The sequence below is a fragment of the Weissella diestrammenae genome (genome assembly GCF_014397255.1).
Taxonomy (GTDB): domain Bacteria; phylum Bacillota; class Bacilli; order Lactobacillales; family Lactobacillaceae; genus Weissella; species Weissella diestrammenae.
Map to the genome: position 1 here is coordinate 795,327 of NZ_CP060724.1, position 23,902 is coordinate 819,228.

A 23,902-nucleotide genomic window follows, 5' to 3' on the forward strand; every position below is an offset into this window, starting at 1 on the left:
TATGCGTTTGGATAAATATTTAAAGGTTTCACGGCTCATTAAGCGGCGCACTGTCGCTAAGGAAATTTCAGATCAAGGGCGTATTACAATTAATGAAAAGGTGGCAAAGTCATCATCAGATGTCAAAATTGGGGATGTTTTGACAATTCAATTTGGTAATAAAACGTTGACGATTAAGATTGAACGGATTGTTGAAACAACTAAAAAAGAAGAAGCCGAACACATGTACAGCATTCTTGACGAATCATATGCGACGACAGACTAAATGTCTGATTTCTAGGAGACGGTCTAACCGTCTTTTTTTTGTATATTAATGCTTAAAAAATACCAATAAGATAGGTTTCATAACAGAGTGTTACATTTTTATATAAAATTATTAAGGCGTCTTAATATTTATCGACCAATGATGAAAACAATGTGACTATATTACTTGTAGAAGTGTTTATCGGACTAAAATTAATGAATACCCCTGAAAGGAATTCGCCATGGCTGGACGTCAACAACATTCAAATAATATTCGGCCAATGAATCCGGCGGGTGACCAATTTATTCGGGTTAATTCGGAAGCACAAATGCGTCACGCTAAACGCGTCCATGCTCGCCGACGAACAGGGATTTATATGATGACGATGTTTGTCATTATCGGTTTTTTTGTCACAGGGATTGGTAATTACAATCGGATGCACCAAGCTGAGGCACAAACAGTTAAGTTAAATAAGCAAGTAAAAAAGGCTCAAACTGAAAACAAAGAATTAAAAGTTACGAAAAATAATTTAAAAGATGATAAATATGCTGAACAATATGTAAGGCAACGATATTTGTATACTAAAAAGGGTGAAGTGGTCTTTAATTTGCCAGATAATAATAAGTAACCGATAATGAAGCTGAGACAATTTGTTTGTCGCAGCTTTTATTTATTTAAAATTAAGTGAGGTTAATGCTATGCAGGCCAAAGCGCTTCGAGCTAATTTAATTCGTCATATTCGAGAAACGGCAATGTTTGATGCAAAAGATCATGTCATTGTGGCTTTTTCAGGTGGACATGACTCAGTTCACTTATTGACGTGGTTAATCGATGCAAATAACTTTCCTGCTGGGTTACAACCGCAAGTCAGCGTTGTTTACGTTAATCATCAGTTAAGAACTGATGCTGAACAAGAGGAGACGTTTGTTCGAAATTGGTTAGTGATGCATCGTGAGCAGTTAGTGCATGTCGCAATCAGACGGATTGAATGGGGTGAGAAACCAACACATGGGATTGAAGCGGCAGCTCGTGATCGGCGCTATGCGATTTTAGCTGAACAGGCGGAACAATGGGGCATACATAAGGTGATTACCGCACACCATCAAGATGATCAGATTGAAACGATTCTGTTTAAATTAATTCGTGGTGGTCAATTATCGCAGTTACAGGGGATGTCTGATCGACAAGCGAGAGGTACGCTTGAAATTATTCGACCACTGCTTAATTTGAAGAAAAGTGATTTGCCAAAGCTAGTCAACGAGCCAATTACTGATTATATCCAAGACTATTCAAATGATGATGAGCAATTTGCGCGTAATCGGTTGCGTCAAACGCTTATTCCGCAACTACGACAAGTGAATGCAGGTTTTGATCAACACTTGTTAGAAATGACTCGTCAATTTAAAGCACTGGATAAAATAGCGCATGAGCCAGTTGTGCAAGCAGTAGATGCCATTGAAAATGGACAATTTGATTGGCATCATGCTGGAGATGAAGCAGTAATCTATCTCCAAGCATGGTTTAATCAGCAAGGTATTTATGCAGTTAAAATGAGTCAATTGGATCAATTGATAGCTTTGATGAAAAATCCCAATGTGCGGGTTGGAGAAATTGAATTAACACAAACGGTCAAAGTCAAAAGAGAGGGACGGCGACTACTGTTGGCGACAACTTAAAACTACCTTAAATGAGTAAAAGTAAGTGGGCCCAAACAAATAATTCATGATAGAATAATATAAGTATATTTAAAATTTAAAAAAGCATTATTTTGAGGGGACGATTCAATGAGCGAATGGAATATGGACAACGATATTGAGCGTGTCTTATACAGTCGAGAAGATATTGCTGAGGCTGCTAAAAGAGTTGGTGGTGAATTAGCACATGATTATGAAAATAAAACGCCAATTATCTTAGTGGTTTTAAAAGGTGCAGCACTTTGGGCTGTTGATGTCATGCGATATATGCAATACACTGAAGTTGAGTTTATTGATGTGTCAAGCTATAACGGTGGTGTTGCCAGTTCTGGTGAAGTGTCATTGATTACTGATATCAAAAGTGATGTGAAGGGCCGCGACATCATTATCATGGAAGATATTGTTGATACAGGTCGTTCGTTGATGTTCATGAAAGACTTATTATTAGAACGTGGTGCCAATACTGTGAAAACGGCAAGCCTATTGGATAAAAAAGAAGGACGAGTAGTGGACGCAACTGTTGAATACATTGGCTTTGACGTTCCAAAAGCTTTCGTGGTTGGCTATGGTTTAGACTATAGTGTTGAAGGTAAAGAATTTTATCGTAATTTACCTTACGTTGGTATTCTTAAAAAATCTGTGTACGCACCGGAACATGCCAATTTGGTTGATGCTGATATTACATCCACACATTGAACTGTCTTATAATCAATTAAATTTAAATATCAATTAATTATGATCATAAAAGGCAATCGTTGCTTTGCCTAAGGAGGACAAGAATGAATAATCGCCCAAGTGGTAATTTCGTTCGGAATAGTTTGTTTTATGTCATCATGCTTCTTGCAATTTTGGGGTTGGTTTATTGGGTTGCTGGACCGCAGCAAACGACAACCGTCAAAAAGATTGAAACATCGACGTTCATGAAACAATTGAACGATAAGAAAATCAAATCGATTCAAGTGAAACCCGGTGCTGGTGTTTATGATATTACTGGAAAATATCGTAAGCCAATGACCGATAAAGACACGAAGAATGCAGATAACCCATTAACTAAGATGTTTGGTGGGGAAAACAAGGCTAAAGTCACTGAATTTGATGTGCAGGTTTTGACAAATGACTCTGTAGTTGAAAATATTAACAAAGCTGCCGAGAAAACCAAGACTGAAGTGACTACGAAGCAAGAAGATTCAAATATGTGGGGCTCAATTCTCATGACCTTCCTACCAATTTTGTTAATGGTTGGGTTCTTCTGGTTTATGATGAGTGGCATGAATCAAGGTGGAAAAGGTGGACCTGGTGGCGTAATGGGCTTTGGTAAGTCAAAGGCTAAGCCATCAGATCCAGAAGATAATAAGGTGCGCTTTAGGGACGTTGCCGGTGCTGAAGAGGAAAAACAAGAACTGGTAGAAGTTGTTGAATTCTTGAAAGATCCAAGTAAGTTTACTAAGTTGGGGGCAAAGATTCCAAAGGGCGTTTTGCTTGAGGGACCTCCCGGAACTGGTAAAACATTGCTTGCACGAGCTGTTGCTGGTGAAGCAGGTGTACCATTCTTCTCAATTTCAGGTTCAGACTTTGTTGAAATGTTCGTTGGTGTTGGTGCAAGTCGTGTCCGTGATTTGTTTGAAAATGCTAAAAAATCAGCACCATCAATTATTTTCATTGATGAAATTGACGCTGTCGGTCGCCAACGTGGTGCTGGCATGGGTGGTGGTCATGATGAACGTGAGCAAACCTTGAACCAAATGTTGGTTGAAATGGATGGCTTTTCTGGTAATGAAGGTATTATTGTCATGGCTGCAACTAACCGTGCTGATGTACTTGATCCAGCGTTGTTGCGTCCGGGTCGATTTGATCGAAAGATTCTAGTTGGTCGGCCTGATGTAAAAGGACGTGAAGAAATTCTGAAGGTTCATTCTAAAGGGAAGCCATTATCAAACGATGTGGATTTGAAAGAAATTGCTAAGCAGACACCTGGTTTCGTGGGTGCTGATTTGGCCAATTTGTTAAATGAGGCTGCTTTGTTAGCAGCTCGCCAGAATAAAGATGTCATTGAAGCAGTCGACGTTGATGAGGCGGAAGATCGTGTCATTGCTGGTCCAGCGAAGAAAGATCGTGTTGTTTCGGCTAAAGAACGTGAAACTGTGGCTTATCATGAAGCTGGTCACGCAATTGTCGGACTTGTATTAAATGAGGCCCGTGTTGTTCACAAGGTCACCATCGTCCCTCGTGGTCGTGCTGGCGGTTATGCCATTATGTTGCCTCGTGAAGATCAAATGTTGATGTCAAAGACTGATGCTATGGATCAAATTGCTGGATTAATGGGTGGTCGTGCCGCTGAAGAAATCATCTTTAATCAACAATCATCGGGTGCTTCAAATGACTTTGAACAGGCAACCAATATTGCCCATGCAATGGTTACTGAGTATGGTATGTCAGACAAGCTTGGTATGGTGCAGTTAGCAAATGGTGGACAACCATTCTTGGGTCGTCAATACGGTGAATCACCAGCTTATTCTGATGAAACAGCGCGTTTGATTGATGAAGAAGTGCGTCGTTTGACAACTGAGGGTTATCAGAATGCACGTCATATTATTGAAACCCATAAGGATGCTCATGCTGCAATTGCTAAGGCATTGCTTGAATTTGAGACGCTTGATGAGAAGCAAATTTTGAGCTTGTTTGAAACCGGTCAAATGCCAACCAATACGACGGTTGATGCGAATGAAGATGATAATCCGATGTCGTATGAGGAAGCAAAAAAAGTTGCTAATGAAAAAGTATCATCAGCTATTGAAGAGCGGGTTGATAGCGATAAATCAACAGTACCTGTTAAGGTTGAAGTCTTGTATCCCCGAAATAAGTAATATAAAAAACATGACAGGTTTGTCGTGAACTAAACCCTATGTATTAGATTGATGCTAATACATAGGGTTTTTTATGTTACGTAAAATAGAGCGCTGTTTTTTATCATAGGTCTAATTCGGTTGAGATCGGGGACTGTTGCTTGATAATATTACGGGATAACGTTTATTGTAAGGTGTGTTTTAGTTAAATCACTGTGGGGGTAAAGATTTGAAAAATTCAATCTAAATGCTTAGCAAAAAAGCGTTGTCCAAACATAAGGGGACAACGCTTTTTTGATTTTAACTGGGACAGAATTAAATGTTTATGCTGTTTTTGATAAAATATCAAGCATAAATTCTTGGAAATCGCGTACGAATCGTTCTGTGTCAACGTTAACAGCAATCTTGGTAGTCGTTGCATCGAGTAAGCGGGCACTGTCTCCGATTGTACGACCGTAATCGCCAGATTGTTTATCGTAAGTCACGCGAGTGTTTAAGTTGATTGTTGTCACATAGTCTGGATCAATTGCCACGGCGACAGCTAATGGGTCATGGAGAGCTGCACCACGATGATCGATATCAAGGGTGTCGTAAGCATTAATATAGTAGTCCATAACATCAGCATATGTGCGACCAGCAAGCGTATCGAGCGCCCGCCATGCTTGTGTATGGTTCTTTGTTAAAAGCGTGCGCAATGTGACGTCAAGTCCAACCATTGTGAGATTCTTTTGATGAGTGAAAACAAAATCAGCTGCCTCGGGATCCTGATGAATGTTTGCTTCTGTAAATGGCGTAACGTTACCAGGTACCGTTAGGGCACCCCCCATTAGCGTGGTTTGCCCAATTAATTGCGCAACCTCAGGGTCTTGCTTTATTGCCGCTGCTAAATTGGTTAATGGACCTGTAGGTAAGTATATAAGGTCATCTCCATATTGGTGAGCAGCATCAATTAGGAATTGCACACCACTGATACTTTCAATTTTGCGAGGTGCTTGTGGCAATTCGATATTACCAACCCCATTATCGCCATGGATTGCCATTGAAATTGGCATAACATCGAAATGAGTCGTGGTTGATGAATGTGATTCACCCAAATATACTGGTACGTCGTCTGCACCAAGTAAATGAAGTAGGTTTAATGAATTTTGACCAGCGGTCTCAACAAGTGTGTTCCCATATGATGAGACAATACCGATTAAATCAATACGTGGGTCTTCTACTGCTAAAGCTAAAGCTAGTGCATCATCTACACCAGTGTCTAAATCTAAGATCATCTTCTTTGTTGCCATGTTATCCTCCAAGAGATATTTTTAAATTTAACCGCGATAGGCATTCATTTTAGGGATTTCTTCAATGAACCAATTCTCAAACGCTTTGGCATCAATATCGATCGCAACATGTGCGTTTAACTGCCCATTTGACCAACGATCCTGAGTATCAGCAATTGTACCGCCGATAGCGGGACCGTCAGTAATGACGTAAACCATGAAATCTTTAAGAGTAAAGAATTCAGGATGAAGTAAATAGAGAATAGTATTGACGTCATGCATTGGTTTACCAGTTGCTTCCACGTCGTTATAGGCGGTCATGACACCAGAAATCATTTTGCCAACGGTACCCATCGAGGCAACATCAGCAATGGTTTGGTTTGAAAGCAGTGCTTTTAATGTGACATCTAAACCAATCATCGTGATATCAACGCCACTTTCAAAAACAATTTTTGCGGCATCTGGGTCGGTAAAGATATTGAATTCAGCGACTGATGAGACGTTACCGCCTGAAAGTGAGCCACCCATTAAGACAAAACGCTTAATCTTTGATTTGAGCTTAGGATACTGTTGTAGCAGTAATGCGATGTTTGTATAGGCACCAGTTGCTACAATTGTAATCGGTTCAGAAGCGTTAGACAGTACTTCTGCCATGGCTGAAATGGCGTCTTGTGCAAGCGGTTGGTAGACTGGTTCTGGGAAATCATAACCGGGCATGCCTGATGCACCATGGATATATGAGGCGTCTTTGAAGGCCTTTTTTAATGGGGCAGCAGCACCTTTGGCAACGGGTATATCAGTCCGATTGAAAAATTCAACCAGTTTAATTAAGTTGGCAGTTGTTTTGTCAACGCTAACGTTACCTGCCACACCGGTTAATAACTTAAGATCAAATTCTGAGTGTGTGAGTGCGATTGAAAGTGCAACAGCATCATCAATCCCAGGGTCCATATCTAAAATAATTGGTTCTTTTGTCATTGTCCTATCCTTTTTGTCAATAAAACCCGCAAATATTGGAATATCTGCGGGTAACGTTAAAGATCAAATTTTACCAAGCAAACAATCCGGCCATACCAGCTGAAAGCAATGATACTAAAATACCAGAAACTAACATCAATGGTACATTACTTGAAATAAAGTCAACTTTCTTCTTGCTTACCAAGCCCTTGAAGGCACCGATAATCATACCAACGGTACTAAAGTTAGCGAAAGAAGTAACGAAGACTGTTAACACAGCAGTGGCGTGTTGATTAGCAAACATTCCCTTGTGCGCCATGATACTCTTTGAAACCTCGCCCATGACAACGAATTCGTTGGTAACCAACTTTGTTCCCATATATTGCGCAATTTGGAAAGCGTGCTCTGGTGAAAAACCAAGAAGCCAAGCGAATGGGAACATGATGATTCCAAAAATGTTTGAAAGTGACAACCACTTTAATCCAGTCAAACCAAGAACAGCATCAATCAAATTAGCAAGGGCCACAAAGGCGATAACAGAGGCTAAGATAATTAAAATCAACTTACCTGCACCAAGGATAGAATCACCTAAGAATGAGAAGAAAGGCTCTTTCTTTGGTCGTTCCATAGTCGTTGTGCCATCAGCTTGTTCAACAGCAATAGCATCGTTAACTTCAGCGACAACGTCATCTTCAGCAGCAACTTTAACTGGGTTCAAGATTGCAGTGATGACGATAGCACTTAAGATGTTAAGTGGGATCGCTGTCAAAACGTATTGCCCAGGCATCATTTGCGTATAAGCACCAACGATTGAAGCCGTGACACAGCTCATTGACATCAAAGCAATTGTCAAGTTACGACGTTCATCCATTTGATTCAATTGATTTTTTGAAATAGCCAAAACTTCAGTATTACCTAAGAACATCATTTCAATTGAAAAGAATGCTTCGAATTTAGGTTGACCAGTGATAAATGAAAGGCCGCGACCAATCCACTTAACCAACCATGGTAAGAAACCAATATAAGTCAAGATGTCAAATAGTGGTACAACCAATAGAATTGGCAAAAGTGCTGAGGTCACAAAGTTCATTGAACCGTGCAAAGTACCACCGGCACCGGCAACGGTCGTTGGGACCCAATCAGGCAAAGCAAAGGCAATTCCTTTATAGGCGGTACCAACAAGCCAGTTGAAACCATCTGCCGCAGCAACAACAGCTTGACGACCAACGCTGAAGTTGACGAAGAACCAAGCGAGGACCAGTTGTAACGCAGTCACAATACCAACGGATTTCCATTGGATATTTTTCCGATCGCGTGAAAAGAGGAATGCAACACCAATTGTGACGAAGATTCCAATGATGTTAATCACAACATACATAATAAAGAGATTCCTTTCGAAAATAGCAAAAAAAATAAAAGCACCAGTAAAACGTTTTAACTTGGTTCAAAGTATACCCGCTAAAACGCGGATTTGCAAGCGTTTACAATCGAAAGGCATGATTTTTCACAAAGTTGTAATAAAACCTGTTATAGTAGATTTATTAAAACGTTTTACTTAGAGAATGTTTTCACCAAGTTTCAAAATGAGGACAAAAAAATGAAAAAAGCATCAATCAAAGATGTTGCTAGTCGTGCAGGCGTATCAATTGCGACCGTTTCACAAATTATTAATCATAAGGCTGATCGATTTTCGCAAGAGACAATTGATAGAGTTTTTGCTGCCCGTGACGAATTAGGTTATATCGCAAATGGTGCGGCTAAGAAATTGAAGGGTGTTCAGAGTCCAATGATTGGGGTGATCATCCCATCGTTTCGAATTCCTTTTTTTGCTGATATCGTCCAAAGCATGCAGCTGAATGCACCTGAACGGGTTAATTTGGTTTTTATGGGTGCTGAAAATGAAAAAATTGAAAGTTCCATATATTCTTTAGTTGAACGTGGGGTGGATGCATTAATCTTTGGTCGGCCGATTCCCAATCATCAAGAAGTCAATGAGTTTTTGAAAAAGCGAGACATTCCATTTTTAGTTTTAGATCAAAACACGGATGTTCTAGCGCCGGATCGAATCGTTGCGGATGAATTTGGGGGTGGGATGTTAGCTGCTGCTCATTTACTGAATTTAGGTCATAAAAAGATTGCCATTGTTAAACCAAATGAAATGACTGACAATATGTTTTTGCGATTAGAAGGGTTCATTCGGACATTATCACGAGAAGGGCTCAAGCCAATCATTCAATGTCAAACGCTCCTTTCGAAACACGGTGGTCTACACGTGACGGACACCATTATTAAAAGTGGTGCGACAGCAGTGTTTGCATTAAATGATGAAATGGCCATTGGATTGATGCGCGGACTGGCAAAACAAGGGATTGATGTGCCAGCTCAAATCTCAATCGTTGGTTATGATGATACTGACTATGCTGAATTTGTTACGCCGACTTTGACGACAATTGCGCAACCAGTGAAAGAAATAGGTGCGGCAGCGTTGCATATGATTGTTAATCGGTTAGAGCAAACTAATCTGCCTCAGCAGACAGAAACTTTTGAATTGCATTTGGTGCATCGAGAGTCTACAAAAGCATTAAATTCAAGGGATTCTCGTTGACAAATGGTGTGATTTTCGCTATATTTACACCGGTTAGTAAAACGTTTAACTAGAATTGAAGTTCACATTATAAATCGCGCAAAAACGAAGGAGAAAATGATGAATAAAGTTGTTGTAATTGGAAGCTTAAATGTTGATGTTACGTCATTAGTGGATCGTTTACCAAAACAAGGTGAAACGATGTCAGTCAAGAGCCAAGCTAGTAATTTTGGTGGTAAGGGTGCCAACCAAGCGGTCGCTGCTTCACGACAAGGAGCAGAATTAACATTTATTGGTGCGGTTGGAGAAGATGAACGTGGAACGGCCTTCAAACAATTGCTAAATGATGAAGGTATTCAGACTGACTACATTTATACCAAAAAGCAACCAACTGGTTCAGCCACAATTTTGTTGGAGACGGATGGTCATAATACAATTTTGGTTCACGGTGGGGCTAATATGGCACTTACTGTTGATGATGTTGAAGCTGCTCGCCCAGCATTAGAAGCAGCAGACGTTGTTGTTGCACAACTTGAAGTACCACGTGAAGCAGTTGCAGCCGGTTTTAAAATTGCGAAAGCTGCTGGCGCAATGACGATTTTGAATCCAGCACCGGTGACAGATCATCTCGAAGCAGCCATTACTGATTACACAGACTTAATTGTGCCAAATGAAACTGAAGCAGCTGCCTTAGCGGGAACGGAACCAACGACTGATGTTGATGCATTAGAATCAGGTGTTGTCGCTTTGTTGGCCAAGCAAGGTTTGAATAATGTCATTATCACACTGGGTGGTGATGGTGTTTATTATCGGGTCAATGGCGTTAGCGGTACTTTGCCAATCTTTAAAGTGAATGCAATTGATACGACTGCAGCTGGAGATACATTTATCGGAACTGTTGCGGCTAACATTACAATGGATATGACGAATTTGGCGGATATTATTCGTCGGAGTAGTAAAGCTAGTTCAATCGCTGTTTCAAGAGCTGGTGCCATTGTATCAATTCCAACCAAAGCCGAAGTAGATGCTAGTTTGGCTAACGAAAAATAAGCAGAAAATATTCAGGGAGATTTTATGAACGCGCAAGATTTAAACAAGCAAAAAGCTGCCGCATTTGCGACACGTTATATTGAAGATGGCATGGTAGTTGGACTGGGAACAGGATCGACAGTTGCCTTTTTCTTGGACGCATTAGCCGAAAAAAACTTAAACATTACAGGGGTGACAACTTCTAATCGAACAGCAGCGCGAAGTGCTGAGCTTGGGATTAAGATTGTTGATATTGATGAAGTCGATCATATTGATGTGACAGTCGATGGTGCTGATGAAGTTGATGCTTACCTTAATGGCATTAAGGGTGGCGGAGCTGCGCTGTTGATGGAAAAAATCGTGGCTAAAAATTCGACTAAGAATATTTGGATTGTTGACGAGAGTAAAGTTAAGCCGGTTTTGGGAAGCTTTCCTTTACCAGTTGAGGTGGTACCTTATGGTAGTGGCCAATTGGCAAAGAAATTGGCTAGTTTTGGGTTGAACCCTAAGCTACGGGTTAATGCTGCTGGTGAAACGGTCGTAACTGATGGTGGACACTTTATTTTAGATTTGAATTTATCAGCAATCGATAATCCATTTGGTCTTTCAGAAATGTTGAATCAAGAAATCGGGGTAGTTGAACATGGCCTATTCCTTGGTATTGCGAACACTGTGATTATTGGTGGCGATGAAATTCAAGTTAAGGAACGACGTCATTAAGCGTTTAGCTAATCGATAAGAATCCAACAAAGATTGAGCATTTTAAATGTTCAATCTTTTTTCATGGTTAAGGGCCATGCTTAAGCTCATGATTTTCAAAACGTGTGAAATGAAGACCGGTAGCGTGGTAAAATGAGAGAAGAAATATTGAAAAAATGAGGGATAATGGATGGTTGATTCAATTGTACGTGCAGTGACTAATGATAATAATTTTCGGGCTATTGCACTTGATGCGACAGAAATGATGCAAACGGCGGCGAAATTTCATGCAGCATCACCATTAGGTGTTGAAATTCTTGGACGAACATTGATGAGTGCGTTATTAGTTTCGAATGCGGTACTTAAAGGTGAAGAACATCTGGCGGTTGTCATTGATGGAGATGGACCTGCTGGTAAAATCGTCGCTGAGGCTAGCGCAAATGGTTTGGTTCGGGGGTATGTCACAAACGCACAGGTGAACGCTGAAGATGTTGCAACTGCTGTTGGCAATCAAGGCTTTTTGCGTGTGACGAAAGAAATGGATGAAAATACTGAACCCTTCACTGGCTCTGTTGCCTTAACCAATGGCAACATTGATGATGATTTCACATTTTATATGTTGACGTCTGAACAAATTCCGTCTGTTGTGATGGTTGATATTGCTGTGGATACAAAGGGCCAAGTTCAAGTCGCAGGGGGGTTCATTGTTTCTGCTTTGCCTGATGCAAAAGAGTCGGCATTGGATCAATTCTATGCGGCAGTTGAAAATATGCCAAAAATTAGAACGACTTTGTTAAATCATCAAGGCCCACTTGGTCTATTGACTAAAATTTTTGGGAAAGATCAAGTTAAGGCATTGAGTGATGAAAAGCCTGCGCTATTTCCTGCAATTACCAAGCATGAATATGCACAGCTATTGGGTACGATTGCCATGGACCAATTGTTAGACATGTACACGCAAGATCACGGTGCAGAAATTGTTGACCGGTTTACAGGGGAAAAAATCGCGTTTACTGCTGAAGAGTTGCAGTCGATTATGACCCAAAAGAAACAACGTGAGCAAGCATAACTTGCTTAAATAAAGGAATCATTTGTATACTAGTTTTAAAATAAAAATTAAAGGATAAGGAAAATAAGCATGGCTGAACAAGAAGTGTCACTAAATGACCAAATGCTCGCACGCCGCGAAAAAATGACTGACCTACAAAATCAAGGAATTGATCCCTTTGGACATCGCTTTGATCGTTCGCATGATGCAGCTGAATTACATGAGGCGTATGACGCTCAAACTGAAGCAGCGTTAGAAGCAGCAAATGTGACGGTAACAATCGCAGGTCGTATGATGACTAAGCGGCGTTCAGGGAAGATTACCTTTGCAAATATTAAGGACCGCTCAGGCGTGATTCAAATTTTTGTCCAAAAGCCAGTTGTCGGTGAAACGGCTTATGAATTGCTGAAGAAGTCAGATCTTGGAGACATTCTTGGCTTTAGTGGTGTCATGATGAAGACCAAAGCGGGTGAATTGTCACTAAATGTGCAAACCATTACACACCTGTCAAAAGCCCTACGTCCATTGCCAGATAAATACCATGGACTAACGGATGTTGAAACACGTTATCGTAAGCGTTATCTAGATTTGATTGCCAATGATGCATCGTTTGATCGTTTTCAAAAGCGTTCAAAGATTATTTCCGCCATTCGCGCATATATGGATGGTGACGGCTTCATTGAAGTTGAAACGCCAATGCTACAAAACGAAGCTGGCGGGGCAGCTGCACGGCCATTTATCACGCATCATAACGCCTTAGACATTGACTTATATATGCGTATTGCTTTAGAGCTTCATTTAAAGCGATTAATTGTTGGTGGGATGGAAAAAGTTTATGAGATTGGTCGCGTTTTCCGAAACGAGGGGATGGATCCAAAGCATAATCCGGAATTTACGGTGATGGAATCGTATGCGGCTTATTGGGACTTTGATGATGTGATGACGGAAACAGAAAACATTATTAAAGCCGCTGCCCGGGTTGTTGCACCCGACTTAAAAGTGACTTATCAAGGAACAGAAATCGATCTTGGACAACGATTTGCACGTAAGCATATGGTGGATTTGATTAAGGAAAAAACCGGGATTGATTTTTGGCAACCAATGACCCTTGAAGCCGCAAAACAATTGGCTATTGAGAATAATTTGAAAGTTGAAAAATTCTGGGGGGTTGGTCACATTATTAATGAGTTCTTCGAAGAATTTGTTGAATCGACGTTAACGCAGCCAACATTTGTCTATGGTCATCCGGTTGAAGTCTCACCATTAGCCAAAAAGAATCCAGAAGATGATCGCTTTACTGATCGTTTTGAGTTATTCATTATGGGTGGTGAATACGCAAATGCCTTTACTGAATTAAATGACCCAATCGATCAACGTGAACGTTTTGAAGCACAAGCAGTAGAAGCGGCAGATGGAAATGATGAAGCTGAGGGAATCGATGAAGACTTTATTGAGGCTTTGGAATATGGTATGCCACCAACTGGTGGACTCGGTATCGGAATTGATCGGTTAGTTATGTTGTTAACAGACGCAGAAACAATTCGAGATGTCTTGCTATTCCCAACTATGCGTTAATCATTGGTAAGCACGTATTTATATTAATCATGTAAATTATAATAGAAAAATAGGTAACTGATGCGTGTTGGACCTGTATCGATTGCCTATTTTTAATTTAATTCAATATTGATAATAAGCAAATGGTATAATTAAAACCATAGCTAACGACATATCTAACAACGAAAGGCTGGAGAAAAGCGATGGCAGATACACTATTGGTAGTTACAACAGAGCATATACCTGGACACGAATATGAAGTGATTGGTGAAGTTTTCGGGTTAACCACCCGTTCGAAGAACATTGTGTCAAATGTTGGGGCAGCTTTTAAAAATCTTGTTGGTGGTGAAATTAAGGCATATACGGATATGTTAGAAGAATCAAGACAGCAGTCAGTTGAACGGTTACGTGATAATGCACGTCAAATGGGTGCAGATGCAGTCGTTATGATGCGGTTTGATTCGGGATCGATTGGCACTGACATGACAACCGTTGCCGCATATGGAACGGCTGTTAAATTTAAGTAAATACGTCAAAAGAAGTGAGAGCACTATCTCAAAAAGTGCTCTTTTTTTTAATGGATTAGTGGTATTTAGTAATTAAAATAATGTTCGTGTTTATTTAATGAAATTAGTTGTTGACGAACAATCGATTTCGCGGTATATTAATTAAGCGTTATTTTTGCCACATCAACTGATGTCAACGGAATGGCGTAAGAAATAAATCATCAAAGTTGTTGACATTGTCATCACGCTTTGGTAAGATATAAAAGTTGTCTGATTGAGACAACAACGTAGAACATTGAAAACTAAATAACGTTTCGATGAAACAAATGTGCAAGTGTATCACGTAAAAATGATACAAACATTTGCGAAGTCAATTTCGCTAGTAAATTCGTTTAACATCTGTTAAACAACAAAAAAGATTGAGTTATACTCAAGCTGATCAATTTAAATTGAGAGTTTGATCCTGGCTCAGGATGAACGCTGGCGGCGTGCCTAATACATGCAAGTCGAACGCACTGTGGTTTGATGAAATGAAGAGCTTGCTCAGATTTGATTCAGACATTGCAGTGAGTGGCGAACGGGTGAGTAACACGTGGGAAACCTACCTCTTAGCAGGGGATAACATTTGGAAACAAATGCTAATACCGTATAACAATGAGAACCGCATGGTTCTCACTTAAAAGGTGGTCATGCTATCACTAAGAGATGGTCCCGCGGTGCATTAGTTAGTTGGTAAGGTAATGGCTTACCAAGACGATGATGCATAGCCGAGTTGAGAGACTGATCGGCCACAATGGGACTGAGACACGGCCCATACTCCTACGGGAGGCAGCAGTAGGGAATCTTCCACAATGGACGAAAGTCTGATGGAGCAACGCCGCGTGTGTGATGAAGGGTTTCGGCTCGTAAAACACTGTTGTAAGAGAAGAATGACATTGAGAGTAACTGTTCAGTGTGTGACGGTATCTTACCAGAAAGGAACGGCTAAATACGTGCCAGCAGCCGCGGTAATACGTATGTTCCAAGCGTTATCCGGATTTATTGGGCGTAAAGCGAGCGCAGACGGTTATTTAAGTCTGAAGTGAAAGCCCTCGGCTCAACCGAGGAATTGCTTTGGAAACTGGATGACTTGAGTGCAGTAGAGGAAAGTGGAACTCCATGTGTAGCGGTGAAATGCGTAGATATATGGAAGAACACCAGTGGCGAAGGCGGCTTTCTGGACTGTAACTGACGTTGAGGCTCGAAAGTGTGGGTAGCAAACAGGATTAGATACCCTGGTAGTCCACACCGTAAACGATGAGTGCTAGCTGTTTGGGGGTTTCCGCCCCTAAGTGGCGAAGCTAACGCATTAAGCACTCCGCCTGGGGAGTACGACCGCAAGGTTGAAACTCAAAGGAATTGACGGGACCCGCACAAGCGGTGGAGCATGTGGTTTAATTCGAAGCAACGCGAAGAACCTTACCAGGTCTTGACATCCTTTGACCACACCAGAGATGGTGCTTTCCCTTCGGGGACAAAGTGACAGGTGGTGCATGGTTGTCGTCAGCTCGTGTCGTGAGATGTTGGGTTAAGTCCCGCAACGAGCGCAACCCTTATTGTTAGTTGCCAGCATTTAGTTGGGCACTCTAGCAAGACTGCCGGTGACAAACCGGAGGAAGGCGGGGATGACGTCAAATCATCATGCCCCTTATGACCTGGGCTACACACGTGCTACAATGGCAAGTACAACGAGTCGCCAACCCGCGAGGGTGCGCAAATCTCTTAAAGCTTGTCTCAGTTCGGACTGTAGGCTGCAACTCGCCTACACGAAGTCGGAATCGCTAGTAATCGCGGATCAGCACGCCGCGGTGAATACGTTCCCGGGTCTTGTACACACCGCCCGTCACACCATGAGAGTTTGTAACACCCAAAGTCGGTGGGGTAACCTTTTATTAGGAGCCAGCCGCCTAAGGTGGGACAGATGATTAGGGTGAAGTCGTAACAAGGTAGCCGTAGGAGAACCTGCGGCTGGATCACCTCCTTTCTAAGGAAAATCGGAAACTTGCACATCGTTGAAACGTTATTTAGTTTTGAGTGTTTTACACTCAATAGCATCATATTTATATGGGCCTGTAGCTCAGTTGGTTAGAGCACTGTGTTGATAACGCAGGGGTCACAGGTTCGAGTCCCGTCAGGCCCATTGGTAATTTTAATAATTACCGTAGTAATATTAGTTCTTTGAAAACTGAATCATATTAGTAAATTTAAAATTTCAAATTATTGAAAATCAATAAATTGAACCGAGTAATCAAGAGTTGATTGTCGCAAGACAATTGACAGTGTATTACACCGCGTTATTTTGAGTTTTTATACAAGTTCATCACGATAGCAATATCGTGATAATCGCAAGTGACTGAAAGATGTCACATACTCAAAACTTAAATCATCAACGTCAGTTGATAGGTTAAGTTATTAAGGGCGCATGGTGGATGCCTTGGCACTAGGAGCCGATGAAGGACGGGACTAACACCGATATGCCTCGGGGAGCTGTAAGTAAGCTTTGATCCGGGGATTTCCGAATGGGGGAACCCAACTTGTTATGCAAGTTATCACTAGTTGAATCTATAGACTAGTTGAAGGTAGACGCTGTGAACTGAAACATCTCATTAGCAGCAGGAGTAGAAAGAAAAATCGATTCCGTCAGTAGCGGCGAGCGAACCCGGAAGAGCCCAAACCAAAGTGCTTGCACTTTGGGGTTGTAGGACTACCGTTGTGGAGTTACAAAATTGTATGTTAGTTGAAGTGGTTGGGAAGCCACGCGAGACAAGGTGATAGCCCTGTAAACGAAAGCATGCAATCTCCCGTGTAGGATCCTGAGTACGGCCGGACACGTGAAATCCGGTCGGAATCTGGGAGGACCATCTCCCAAGGCTAAATACTACCTAGTGACCGATAGTGAACCAGTACCGTGAGGGAAAGGTGAAAAGCACCCCGGAAGGGGAGTGAAAAAGTTCCTGAAACCATGTGCCTACAAGAAGTCAGAGCCCGTTAAGGGGTGATGGCGTGCCTTTTGTAGAATGAACCGGCGAGTTACGATTACATGCAAGGTTAAGGTGGAAAGACCGGAGCCGAAGCGAAAGCGAGTCTGAAATGGGCGTCATAGTATGTAGTTGTAGACCCGAAACCAGGTGACCTACCCATGTCCAGGGTGAAGGTGTGGTAAGACGCACTGGAGGCCCGAACCTGTGCATGTTGAAAAATGCTAGGATGAGGTGTGGGTAGCGGTGAAATTCCAATCGAACTTGGAGATAGCTGGTTCTCTCCGAAATAGCTTTAGGGCTAGCCTCGGAATGTAGCGTATTGGAGGTAGAGCACTGTTTTGGTGCGGGGCCCATCTCGGGTTACCAAATTAAGATAAACTCCGAATGCCAATTACGTATGTCCGGGAGTCAGACAGTGAGTGATAAGATCCATTGTCGAAAGGGGAACAGCCCAGATCGTCAGTTAAGGTCCCTAAGTGTGTGTTAAGTGGAAAAGGATGTGGAGTTGCATAGACAACTAGGATGTTGGCTCAGAAGCAGCCACCATTTAAAGAGTGCGTAATAGCTCACTAGTCGAGTGATTCTGCGCCGAAAATGTACCGGGGCTAAACACACCACCGAAACTACGGGTGCCAACTAAGTTGGCGCGATAGGAGAGCGTTCTATGGGCGATGAAGTCAGACCGTGAGGACTGGTGGAGCGCATAGAAGTGAGAATGCCGGTATGAGTAGCGAAAGACAGGTGAGAATCCTGTCCACCGTATGACTAAGGTTTCCTGGGGAAGGCTCGTCCTCCCAGGGTTAGTCGGGACCTAAGGCGAGGCCAAGAGGCGTAGTCGATGGATAACTGGTTGAGATTCCAGTACCAGGTGAACATGTTTGAACGATGGAGGGACGCAGAAGGCTAATGGATCCCAGCGAATGGAAATGCTGGGTTAAATCGTAAGTTTTGGGAGTAGTTAAATGCTTATCCCTATAAGAACAAGCGATGATGAGGATCGAAATTAAGTAGAGAAGTCCATGATGTCACGCTGCCGAGAAAAGCTTCTAGTTAGTGTTTACCTGCCCGTACCGCAAACCGACACAGGTAGTCGAGGAGAGCATCCTAAGGTGTGCGAGTGAACTCTCGTTAAGGAACTCGGCAAAATGACCCCGTAACTTCGGGAGAAGGGGTGCTCAGCGCAAGCTGAGCCGCAGTGAATAGGCCCAGGCGACTGTTTATCAAAAACACAGGTTTCTGCAAAATCGTAAGATGACGTATAGGGGCTGACGCCTGCCCGGTGCTGGAAGGTTAAAAGGAGTGCTTAGCTTCGGCGAAGGTGCGAATTGAAGCCCCAGTAAACGGCGGCCGTAACTATAACGGTCCTAAGGTAGCGAAATTCCTTGTCGGGTAAGTTCCGACCCGCACGAAAGGCGTAACGATCTGGGCACTGTCTCAACGAGAGACTCGGTGAAATTTAAATACCCGTGAAGATGCGGGTTACCCGCGACAGGACGGAAAGACCCCATGGAGCTTTACTGTAGCTTGATATTGAGTGCTTGTGCAGCTTGTACAGGATAGGTAGGAGCCGTAGAGATCGGAACGCTAGTTTCGATGGAGGCGTTGGTGGGATACTACCCTCGTTGTATGATCACTCTAACTCGCATCACTAATCGTGATGGAAGACAGTGTCTGGCAGGCAGTTTGACTGGGGCGGTCGCCTCCTAAAAGGTAACGGAGGCGCTCAAAGGTTCGCTCAGAATGGTTGGAAATCATTCGCAGAGTGTAAAGGCACAAGCGAGCTTGACTGCGAGACTAACAGGTCGAGCAGGTACGAAAGTAGGACTTAGTGATCCGGTGGTTCCGCATGGAAGGGCCATCGCTCAACGGACAAAAGCTACCCTGGGGATAACAGGCTTATCTCCCCCAAGAGTCCACATCGACGGGGAGGTTTGGCACCTCGATGTCGGCTCATCGCATCCTGGGGCTGTAGTCGGTCCCAAGGGTTGGGCTGTTCGCCCATTAAAGCGGTACGCGAGCTGGGTTCAGAACGTCGTGAGACAGTTCGGTCCCTATCCGTCGCGGGCGTAGGAAATTTGAGAGGAGCTGCCCTTAGTACGAGAGGACCGGGGTGGACGTACCACTGGTGTATCAGTTGTTCCGCCAGGAGCATCGCTGAGTAGCTATGTACGGATGAGATAAACGCTGAAAGCATCTAAGTGTGAAACTCGCCTCGAGATGAGATTTCCCATTCGAAAGAAGTAAGACCCCTTATAGATGATGAGGTAGATAGGCTAGAAGTGGAAGTGCCGCGAGGCATGGAGCGGACTAGTACTAATGGTTCGAGGACTTAACCAAGTTGAATAAAACGTGGTGGTTCAATTTATTTCACAAATTTACAAACAATATGATTCAGTTTTGAGAGGATTAAACTTCTCAATTTAATAAACGTGTCGTGACGATGGCACTGAGGTCACACCTGTTCCCATACCGAACACAGAAGTTAAGCTCAGTAACGCCGAAAGTAGTTGGAGGATCGCTTCCTGCGAGGATAGGAAGTCGCGATGCATTATTCCGAATTAGCTCAGTTGGTAGAGCACACGACTGTTAATCGTGCTGTCGTCGGTTCGAGCCCGACATTCGGAGTTTTTTTATAAGTCAGCACTTGCTGATATGCCGACTTAGCTCAGTTGGTAGAGCAACGGTATCGTAAACCGTAGGTCGAGGGTTCGAATCCCCCAGTCGGCATAAAACTTTTTTGAAATCCCGCTATATCAGCAACGATGTTGATATAGCGGGATTTCTTTGTATCTACCAATGGTATACAATCACACTGAATAGTATGGAATGAAATTTAGATGTGTATTTACATGTATATTTGAGAACGTCCTTTTTAGAAGTTCACCAAACTTGTAAATATATCTGCCGCCGAATCCTTCATCTCTTGTGTGACAGCCGTATAAATTGATAGGGTGGTTTGTACAGAGCATCATGACCAAGTTGAGATTGTAGTTGTTCAACGCTCATCCGGCATAGGTGATTGACACTAGTCTGCGTAGACTAGCGTTTTTTGTAATTGAAAATGATGTTGTTCTCATTAGCAATCATGGAAATGGGGAAATTTAAATGAATTAGTAAAGCTTGATCTTTAATAGGGCTAGAGAGACAACTATTGAATTTATCAAAGGTACAATGTGGATAGGAACTAAAGAAAATAGTGATGTTTGAACTCATGCGAGACTAGTAGAATAAACGCACGGTCACTAAAGTGATTTTAGAACCTCTGGGTATTGCAATTTAAATTTTATCAAAGGTAGGGGTATCTAAAGTATCATGAAAGCATATATCATTCCAACAAAAGGTGAAACGCTCACATTATCTGAACAACCAGTACCCACACCAAGTGTTGATTTAATCTTAGTAAAAGTAAAGGCGATTGGATTGAATCCCTTAGATTACAAATTGAGTGAATATGGTAATGATTAGTGGCAATATCCGCACATTCTTGGGGTTGATATGGCCGGTGAAGTTGTAGCTCTTGGTCCTGATGTTGGCGATGACTTTCAAATTGGGAATCGGGTTTGCGGTCACGCAAATTTGGTTGAAAATGGTACCTTTGCTGAGTATGTTGTGATGCATGCTTATTCACTGGTAAAAGTGCCAGCGAATGTGAGCAATGAGCAAGCGGCAGCTATTTTGTGTGCTGGTATGTCAGCCTATCAGGCAATCAATCGGAAGGCTAATCTGGTTGGAAAATTAACAGTTCTGATTCATGGTGGTGCAGGTGGCGTTGGTTTAATTGCGATTCAACTTGCAAAGCAATTAGGCTTGTACGTCATTACTACTGTCTCTAGTCAAAAAATTGAATTTGTTAAAAGCCTAGGTGCTGATGACATCATTGACTACCGGCATGATAATGTCACTGAGCGTGTATTAGACATTACAAATGATGTTGGTGTTGATTTGAGTATTAACCCCGTTTCAAGTGCCGAAGTGCAAGAGGATATTAATGAACGGCTAGCATATAATGGTCAAGTAATTGGTTTAGTTGATCTACCTAGAAATATTGACGTTGATTTATTGGCATCAAGGGGGATTACGGTCTCTGCGTTGAACTTGGGTGGGGCTCATCAGTCAAAAAGCGACAGTCAAAATCAAGACTTAGCACTGATGGCACAATCATTGCTGACAATCTTGGCAACACATGAAATTGACTCCAAAATTGAAGCCACCTTGCCATTTGATCAATTAATGGATGGCTTGGAAATGATAAAATCACATCGTAATACGGGTAAAATTATTGTGACGCTTAAATAAAGTTGAGAGTTAAACAATCAGATAACAACAAATAATGGAAAAAACATTTGATATTTTGTGCCATGTTTCACAAAAAATCGAAAAAGAGAGATCCCTAATATATCAACAGTTATTAAAAATGTAGAAATCAAAGAATGGGTGAAAAATCCCTCACTTACTGGAAGTAAGTGGCATGAACTTAACATTGCTTTTTTTTCGTGGAATTTTGCATGTGAAATAATTTCAAAAACAACTGAAAAACACCGAGAAATACGCTTGCGTTTTGTGAAAGATAGCGGTATAACAATAAGTGTAAGAGATGTAAGCGATTACATTGATTAGATTTAATTGCTATCGGGAGGCAAGAAACATGTCAGTCACAAATGTAAAGTATGATGAAACAAAAAAGATTCCAGCTGCAATCGCAATGATGAAGGTTATCGAGGCATGGGGGGTTAATAATATTTATGGTTACCCTGGTGGATCGTTTAGCTCAACGATGCATGCTCTGGATGTTGAAAAAGATAATATCAATTTTGTTCACATCCGGCATGAACAAGTTGGTGCGCTAGCCGCTTCTGCTGAGGCAAAGTTAACCGGTAAGTTAGGGGTTGCGTTCGGGTCAGCTGGGCCAGGTGCAGTTAACTTACTTGATGGTCTTTATGATGCACGTGAGGACCACGCACCAGTACTTGCCTTAGTTGGTCAAGTGCCAACGTCGAAGATGAATTATGACTTCTTCCAAGAGTTTAACGAAGGTCCTATCTTTGATGATGTGTCTGTTTACAATCGGACAGTTATGAACGCTGAAAGCTTGCCATACGTGGTTGATAAGGCCATTCGAATGGCATATAAGCATCAAGGTGTTGCAGTGGTTGTTATTCCAGTTGATCTTGGCTGGGAAGAGATTACAGATAAGCCTTACGAGTCTGCATCGTCATACCATCCAGCTGATCAAAGCAAAATTTTGCCAATGCCAACGACTGATGAGATTGCTGAAGCTTTGAAGATGATTAAGGCTGCTAAGGCACCGGTCTTCCACGTTGGGCGGGGGGCTTTCGGTGCTTCAGAGGAATTGATGGCTGTTTCAGAAAAGTTGCAAATTCCGATTATTACAACTGCTCTTGGTAAAGGTATTGTGCCAGACAGCTATGCTGGTAATTTGGGATTGGTTAACCGCGCTGGTTCAATTTCGGCCAATGAGGCAATGAATTATTCAGACTTGGTTATCGCAATTGGTAATGACTTCCCATTTGCTGAAAATGTTTATACGAGTCACCCATTTAAATTTATTCAAGTTGACATTGATAGTTCTGTCTTTGGGGCACACCATCATGTTGATTTGGGGATTGAGTCAGATGGGCCAGCCTTCATTAAGGCATTATTGGCTCAAAGTGAAGCCGCACCAAAGTCAAAGGTTTATGATGCTGAACTAGCTCAAAATAAAGACTGGCGGGCATATTTGAAGAAGTTGATGGATAAGGAAACGAATCCGATTGAGTACGAGCAAATTTACAAGCAAATTAATCGGATTGCAGAGGATGACGCAGTCTTTGGTATTGATGTTGGTGATAACGTGGTCAATACGGTGCGTTTCTTGGACCTTAAGCCACAACAAAAGTGGACGACATCAGCTTTGTTCGCTACTATGGGCTATGGTGTACCCGCTGCAATCGCGGCTAAGTTGAGTTTCCCAGATCGTCAAGTGTTCAATATTGCCGGTGATGGTGCCTTCTCAATGGTTATGCAAGACTTATTGACCGAGACATTGCACAAGTTGCCAATTATCAATATTGTGACTGCTAACTCAACCTTGAGTTTCATAAAGAATTCGCAAGCTGATTTGCCAATGAATCCATCAGGGGTTGATATTTTGGATGCCGATTATGCAAAGATTGCTGAAGGTATGGGCGTTGTTGGTATTAGTGTTCATGAGTCAGCTGAGTTAGCGCCAGCTTTTGATAAAGCGGTTGAAGTGACCCGTACCGGACGGCCAGTATTACTTGATATTAAGATTAAGGACAAGCGTGGTTTCCCAGTAGAAGCGATGGATATGGATCCCGAGAAGACGTCACAAGCTTCAGTTGATGCATTCAAGACAAAGTATGATGCAATGGCGTTAAAGCCATTAAAGGATTATTTAGCTGAATACGGCGTTAAATAGCGACGTGTTAAAATTAG

General features: G+C 42.1%; 17 protein-coding genes, 3 tRNA genes and 3 rRNA genes. 20 read left to right on the plus strand and 3 right to left on the minus strand.

Translation table 11 applies throughout. The annotated features are described in order from the left end of the window. The first annotated feature begins 1 nt into the window (after position 1). The 5 genes from H9L19_RS03980 (at position 2) to ftsH (ending at position 4,802) form a co-directional block, all read left to right on the plus strand. Positions 2 to 265, plus strand: a complete 264-nt coding sequence (locus H9L19_RS03980; RefSeq protein ID WP_187529842.1) for an RNA-binding S4 domain-containing protein — start codon at positions 2 to 4, stop codon at positions 263 to 265. Between the two features lie 220 nt (positions 266 to 485). Further along, a complete protein-coding gene (locus H9L19_RS03985; RefSeq protein ID WP_187529843.1) occupies positions 486 to 872 on the plus strand; it encodes an FtsB family cell division protein in 387 nt (128 codons plus the stop codon). Between the two features lie 70 nt (positions 873 to 942). Continuing rightward, positions 943 to 1,920: a tRNA lysidine(34) synthetase TilS gene (gene tilS / locus H9L19_RS03990; protein ID WP_187529844.1), complete on the plus strand. Its 978-nt coding sequence runs from the start codon at positions 943 to 945 to the stop codon at positions 1,918 to 1,920. Positions 1,921 to 2,028: 108 nt separating this feature from the next. Further along, complete coding sequence (gene hpt, locus H9L19_RS03995; protein ID WP_243198225.1) at positions 2,029 to 2,634, plus strand: hypoxanthine phosphoribosyltransferase; 606 nt, start codon at positions 2,029 to 2,031, stop codon at positions 2,632 to 2,634. Positions 2,635 to 2,717: 83 nt separating this feature from the next. Then, positions 2,718 to 4,802 (plus strand): ATP-dependent zinc metalloprotease FtsH, encoded by a 2,085-nt coding sequence (gene ftsH, locus H9L19_RS04000; protein ID WP_187529845.1) that lies wholly within the window; start codon positions 2,718 to 2,720, stop codon positions 4,800 to 4,802. Between the two features lie 302 nt (positions 4,803 to 5,104). On the opposite strand, the gene H9L19_RS04005 is transcribed toward ftsH, so the two are convergent. The 3 genes from H9L19_RS04005 to H9L19_RS04015 form a co-directional block, all read right to left on the minus strand. Beyond that, entirely contained in the window at positions 5,105 to 6,070 is a 966-nt protein-coding gene (locus H9L19_RS04005) for a nucleoside hydrolase (RefSeq protein WP_187529846.1), read from the minus strand. Positions 6,071 to 6,097: 27 nt separating this feature from the next. After that, positions 6,098 to 7,027 carry a ribonucleoside hydrolase RihC gene (rihC, locus tag H9L19_RS04010; protein ID WP_187529847.1) on the minus strand — a complete coding sequence of 310 codons (930 nt, stop codon included), beginning with the start codon at positions 7,025 to 7,027 and terminating at the stop codon, positions 6,098 to 6,100. A gap of 70 nt (positions 7,028 to 7,097) precedes the next feature. Further along, positions 7,098 to 8,384, minus strand: coding sequence for a NupC/NupG family nucleoside CNT transporter (locus H9L19_RS04015; RefSeq protein WP_187529848.1), 1,287 nt, complete (start codon positions 8,382 to 8,384; stop codon positions 7,098 to 7,100). A 219-nt stretch (positions 8,385 to 8,603) separates the two neighbouring features. On the opposite strand from H9L19_RS04015, the gene rbsR reads away from it, so the two are divergent. From rbsR to spxB, 15 genes are all read left to right on the plus strand, one after another. Then, a complete protein-coding gene (rbsR, locus tag H9L19_RS04020) occupies positions 8,604 to 9,611 on the plus strand; it encodes a ribose utilization transcriptional repressor RbsR (protein WP_187529849.1) in 1,008 nt (335 codons plus the stop codon). 96 nt (positions 9,612 to 9,707) lie between these two features. Then, positions 9,708 to 10,640, plus strand: coding sequence for a ribokinase (gene rbsK / locus H9L19_RS04025; protein ID WP_187529850.1), 933 nt, complete (start codon positions 9,708 to 9,710; stop codon positions 10,638 to 10,640). A 24-nt stretch (positions 10,641 to 10,664) separates the two neighbouring features. Continuing rightward, entirely contained in the window at positions 10,665 to 11,339 is a 675-nt protein-coding gene (gene rpiA / locus H9L19_RS04030) for a ribose-5-phosphate isomerase RpiA (protein WP_187529851.1), read from the plus strand. Positions 11,340 to 11,508: 169 nt separating this feature from the next. Next, on the plus strand, positions 11,509 to 12,387 hold the full coding sequence (locus H9L19_RS04035; RefSeq protein ID WP_187529852.1) for an Hsp33 family molecular chaperone HslO: 879 nt from the start codon (positions 11,509 to 11,511) through the stop codon (positions 12,385 to 12,387). A 69-nt stretch (positions 12,388 to 12,456) separates the two neighbouring features. Next, positions 12,457 to 13,941: a lysine--tRNA ligase gene (gene lysS / locus H9L19_RS04040; protein WP_187529853.1), complete on the plus strand. Its 1,485-nt coding sequence runs from the start codon at positions 12,457 to 12,459 to the stop codon at positions 13,939 to 13,941. A gap of 182 nt (positions 13,942 to 14,123) precedes the next feature. Further along, positions 14,124 to 14,447 (plus strand): heavy metal-binding domain-containing protein, encoded by a 324-nt coding sequence (locus tag H9L19_RS04045; protein ID WP_187529854.1) that lies wholly within the window; start codon positions 14,124 to 14,126, stop codon positions 14,445 to 14,447. Positions 14,448 to 14,871: 424 nt separating this feature from the next. Continuing rightward, positions 14,872 to 16,449, plus strand: a 16S ribosomal RNA gene (locus H9L19_RS04050). Positions 16,450 to 16,531: 82 nt separating this feature from the next. Beyond that, positions 16,532 to 16,605: transfer RNA gene (locus H9L19_RS04055), tRNA-Ile, on the plus strand. 262 nt (positions 16,606 to 16,867) lie between these two features. Next, positions 16,868 to 19,783, plus strand: a 23S ribosomal RNA gene (locus H9L19_RS04060). 93 nt (positions 19,784 to 19,876) lie between these two features. Further along, positions 19,877 to 19,993: ribosomal RNA gene (rrf, locus tag H9L19_RS04065) — 5S ribosomal RNA — on the plus strand. Together the 16S, 23S and 5S rRNA genes with 3 tRNA genes alongside form the textbook arrangement of a ribosomal RNA operon. Before the next feature lie 5 nt (positions 19,994 to 19,998). Further along, positions 19,999 to 20,071, plus strand: a tRNA-Asn gene (locus tag H9L19_RS04070). 29 nt (positions 20,072 to 20,100) lie between these two features. Next, positions 20,101 to 20,173: transfer RNA gene (locus H9L19_RS04075), tRNA-Thr, on the plus strand. Positions 20,174 to 20,758: 585 nt separating this feature from the next. Continuing rightward, a complete protein-coding gene (locus H9L19_RS08300; protein ID WP_243198226.1) occupies positions 20,759 to 20,911 on the plus strand; it encodes a hypothetical protein in 153 nt (50 codons plus the stop codon). Positions 20,912 to 20,941: 30 nt separating this feature from the next. Then, the gene (locus H9L19_RS04080) at positions 20,942 to 21,742 is read left to right on the plus strand and encodes a zinc-binding dehydrogenase (RefSeq protein WP_243198228.1); all 801 of its coding nucleotides are present in this window, start codon (positions 20,942 to 20,944) and stop codon (positions 21,740 to 21,742) included. A 349-nt stretch (positions 21,743 to 22,091) separates the two neighbouring features. Next, the gene (gene spxB / locus H9L19_RS04085; RefSeq protein WP_187529855.1) at positions 22,092 to 23,885 is read left to right on the plus strand and encodes a pyruvate oxidase; all 1,794 of its coding nucleotides are present in this window, start codon (positions 22,092 to 22,094) and stop codon (positions 23,883 to 23,885) included. Positions 23,886 to 23,902: the final 17 nt, after the last annotated feature.

What these genes read in the sequence shown, in the direction of transcription:
- H9L19_RS03980 (WP_187529842.1), top strand. Translation starts at nt 2, where the DNA reads ATGCGTTTGGATAAATATTTAAAGGTTTCACGGCTCATTAAGCGGCGC.
- H9L19_RS03985 (WP_187529843.1), top strand. Translation starts at nt 486, where the DNA reads ATGGCTGGACGTCAACAACATTCAAATAATATTCGGCCAATGAATCCG.
- tilS (WP_187529844.1), top strand. Translation starts at nt 943, where the DNA reads ATGCAGGCCAAAGCGCTTCGAGCTAATTTAATTCGTCATATTCGAGAA.
- hpt (WP_243198225.1), top strand. Translation starts at nt 2,029, where the DNA reads ATGAGCGAATGGAATATGGACAACGATATTGAGCGTGTCTTATACAGT.
- ftsH (WP_187529845.1), top strand. Translation starts at nt 2,718, where the DNA reads ATGAATAATCGCCCAAGTGGTAATTTCGTTCGGAATAGTTTGTTTTAT.
- H9L19_RS04005 (WP_187529846.1), bottom strand. Translation starts at nt 6,070, where the DNA reads ATGGCAACAAAGAAGATGATCTTAGATTTAGACACTGGTGTAGATGAT.
- rihC (WP_187529847.1), bottom strand. Translation starts at nt 7,027, where the DNA reads ATGACAAAAGAACCAATTATTTTAGATATGGACCCTGGGATTGATGAT.
- H9L19_RS04015 (WP_187529848.1), bottom strand. Translation starts at nt 8,384, where the DNA reads ATGTATGTTGTGATTAACATCATTGGAATCTTCGTCACAATTGGTGTT.
- rbsR (WP_187529849.1), top strand. Translation starts at nt 8,604, where the DNA reads ATGAAAAAAGCATCAATCAAAGATGTTGCTAGTCGTGCAGGCGTATCA.
- rbsK (WP_187529850.1), top strand. Translation starts at nt 9,708, where the DNA reads ATGATGAATAAAGTTGTTGTAATTGGAAGCTTAAATGTTGATGTTACG.
- rpiA (WP_187529851.1), top strand. Translation starts at nt 10,665, where the DNA reads ATGAACGCGCAAGATTTAAACAAGCAAAAAGCTGCCGCATTTGCGACA.
- H9L19_RS04035 (WP_187529852.1), top strand. Translation starts at nt 11,509, where the DNA reads ATGGTTGATTCAATTGTACGTGCAGTGACTAATGATAATAATTTTCGG.
- lysS (WP_187529853.1), top strand. Translation starts at nt 12,457, where the DNA reads ATGGCTGAACAAGAAGTGTCACTAAATGACCAAATGCTCGCACGCCGC.
- H9L19_RS04045 (WP_187529854.1), top strand. Translation starts at nt 14,124, where the DNA reads ATGGCAGATACACTATTGGTAGTTACAACAGAGCATATACCTGGACAC.
- H9L19_RS08300 (WP_243198226.1), top strand. Translation starts at nt 20,759, where the DNA reads ATGAAAGCATATATCATTCCAACAAAAGGTGAAACGCTCACATTATCT.
- H9L19_RS04080 (WP_243198228.1), top strand. Translation starts at nt 20,942, where the DNA reads ATGGCCGGTGAAGTTGTAGCTCTTGGTCCTGATGTTGGCGATGACTTT.
- spxB (WP_187529855.1), top strand. Translation starts at nt 22,092, where the DNA reads ATGTCAGTCACAAATGTAAAGTATGATGAAACAAAAAAGATTCCAGCT.